Here is a 2,214-nt window from a genome sequence, read left to right as displayed (position 1 = left end):
GGGCCCGGCCCCCTTCGTCGCCCTCCGTACCCCTCCGCCGCACGGAGAAGAAAGCGAGCACCGCACCATGTTCGGACACGTCCGCGAAGACCTTCGCGCCACCCTCGACGAGATCCGCTCCGCCGGCCTGCACAAGCCCGAGCGGGTCATCGGCACGCCGCAGAGCGCGGCCGTCGCCGTCACCGCCGGCGGCACCCCCGGTGAGGTCCTCAACTTCTGCGCCAACAACTACCTCGGCCTCGCCGACCACCCCGAGGTCGTCGCCGCCGCCAAGGAAGCCCTCGACCGCTGGGGCTACGGCATGGCGTCCGTCCGCTTCATCTGCGGCACCCAGGAGGTCCACAAGGAGCTGGAGGCCCGCCTGTCCTCCTTCCTCGGCCAGGAGGACACGATCCTCTACTCCTCCTGCTTCGACGCCAACGGCGGCGTCTTCGAAACCCTCCTCGGCCCCGAGGACGCCGTCATCTCTGACGCCCTCAACCACGCCTCCATCATCGACGGCATCCGCCTCTCCAAGGCCCGCCGGTACCGCTACGCCAACCGCGACATGGCCGAGCTGGAAGCCCGCCTGAAGGAGGCCGCGGAGGGCGGCGCCCGCCGCAAGCTGATCGTCACCGACGGCGTCTTCTCCATGGACGGCTACGTCGCCCCCCTGACCGAGATCTGCGACCTCGCCGACCGCTACGACGCCATGGTCATGGTCGACGACTCCCACGCCGTCGGCTTCGTCGGCCCCGGCGGCCGCGGCACCCCCGAACTCCACGGCGTCATGGACCGCGTCGACATCATCACCGGCACCCTCGGCAAGGCCCTCGGCGGCGCCTCCGGCGGCTACGTCGCCGCCCGCACCGAGATCGTCGAACTGCTCCGCCAGCGCTCCCGCCCCTACCTCTTCTCCAACTCCCTCGCCCCCGTCATCGCCGCCGCCTCCCTCAAGGTCCTCGACCTGCTGGAGTCCGCCGGAGACCTCCGCGAGCGCCTCGCCGCCAACACCGCGCTCTTCCGCACCAAGATGACCGAGGCCGGCTTCGAGATCCTCCCCGGCGACCACGCCATCGCCCCCGTCATGATCGGCGACGCCGCCGAGGCGGGCCGCATGGCCGAGCTCCTCCTGGAGCGCGGCGTGTACGTGATCGGCTTCTCCTACCCCGTCGTCCCGATGGGCCAGGCACGCATCCGCGTCCAGCTGTCCGCCGCCCACTCCACCGCCGACGTCGAGCGGGCCGTCGCCGCGTTCACCGACGCCCGCGCGGCCCTCGCCGCCGCCAAGGGCTGACATCATGGAGGGGTGATCGACCCCCGCCGGCTGCGCATCCTGCGGGCCGTGGCGGACCACCGTACGGTGACCGCCGCGGCCGCAGCCCTGTACCTCACCCCCTCCGCCGTCTCCCAGCAGCTCGCGGCGCTCGAACAGGAAACCGGGCACGCCCTGCTCACCCGCAGCGGCCGCGGCGTACGGCTCACCGCCGCCGGCGAGATCCTCCTCGCCCACACCCACGAGGTCCTCGCCCAGCTCGAACGGGCCGAGGCCGAACTCGCCGCGTACGCGGGAGGCACCGCCGGCGAGGTAACCGTCGCCGCCTTCGCCACCGGCATCGCCGAGGTCCTCGCCCCGGCCATCGCCCGCCTGGCCCGCGAACACCCCGGCATCCGCCTCCGCGTCCGCGACGCCGAAGGCGACGAAAGCCTCCCCCTCGTCCTCGCCGGCGACGCCGACATCGCCCTCGCCGTCGAATACCGGGGCGCGCCCGGCGCCGACGACGGCCGCCTGTCGGTCGTCCCGCTCTACGCCGAACCCTTCGACGCGGTCCTCCCCGCCGGCCACCCCCTCGCCGACCTCCCCGAGGTGAGCCTGCCCGACCTCTCCGACTCGGACTGGGTCGGCCAGTACCCCGGCAACCCGTGCCACGACGTGACCCTCCTGGCCTGCGAACTCGCCGGCTTCCAGCCGCGCTTCCGCCACTCCTCGGACGACTTCCGCGCCGTGACGGCCCTCGTCGGCGCGGGAGCCGGCGTCGCCCTGGTCCCCCGCTCGGCCCTGCGCGGCATGGACCTCAAGGAGGTACAGGTCCGCCCGGTGGCCGGCCTCCCGGCAACCCGCCGCGTCTTCGCGGCAACCCGCAGGGGCGCGGAAACCCACCCGCTGCTGGCCCCGATCCTGGAAGCACTGACGCGGGAGGCATCACGGCTGGACACGCGGGGCTAGCAGCAGAC

At 73.3% G+C, this 2,214-nt stretch carries 2 protein-coding genes; both read left to right on the top strand.

Going from position 1 to position 2,214, the window contains the following annotated elements:
* The first annotated feature begins 67 nt into the window (after window positions 1-67).
* On the top strand, window positions 68-1,276 hold the full coding sequence (locus EF903_RS31850; RefSeq protein ID WP_125548440.1) for a glycine C-acetyltransferase: 1,209 nt from the start codon (window positions 68-70) through the stop codon (window positions 1,274-1,276).
* Window positions 1,277-1,288: 12 nt separating this feature from the next.
* On the top strand, window positions 1,289-2,206 hold the full coding sequence (locus EF903_RS31845) for a LysR family transcriptional regulator (RefSeq protein WP_125548439.1): 918 nt from the start codon (window positions 1,289-1,291) through the stop codon (window positions 2,204-2,206).
* The last annotated feature ends 8 nt before the right edge of the window (window positions 2,207-2,214 follow it).

Origin of the sequence: Streptomyces sp. WAC05292, assembly GCF_003949955.1 — a bacterium.
Classification (GTDB): domain Bacteria; phylum Actinomycetota; class Actinomycetes; order Streptomycetales; family Streptomycetaceae; genus Streptomyces; species Streptomyces globosus.
Note: the sequence above shows the minus strand (reverse complement) of the source record. Positions and strands in the feature narration are given on the sequence as shown.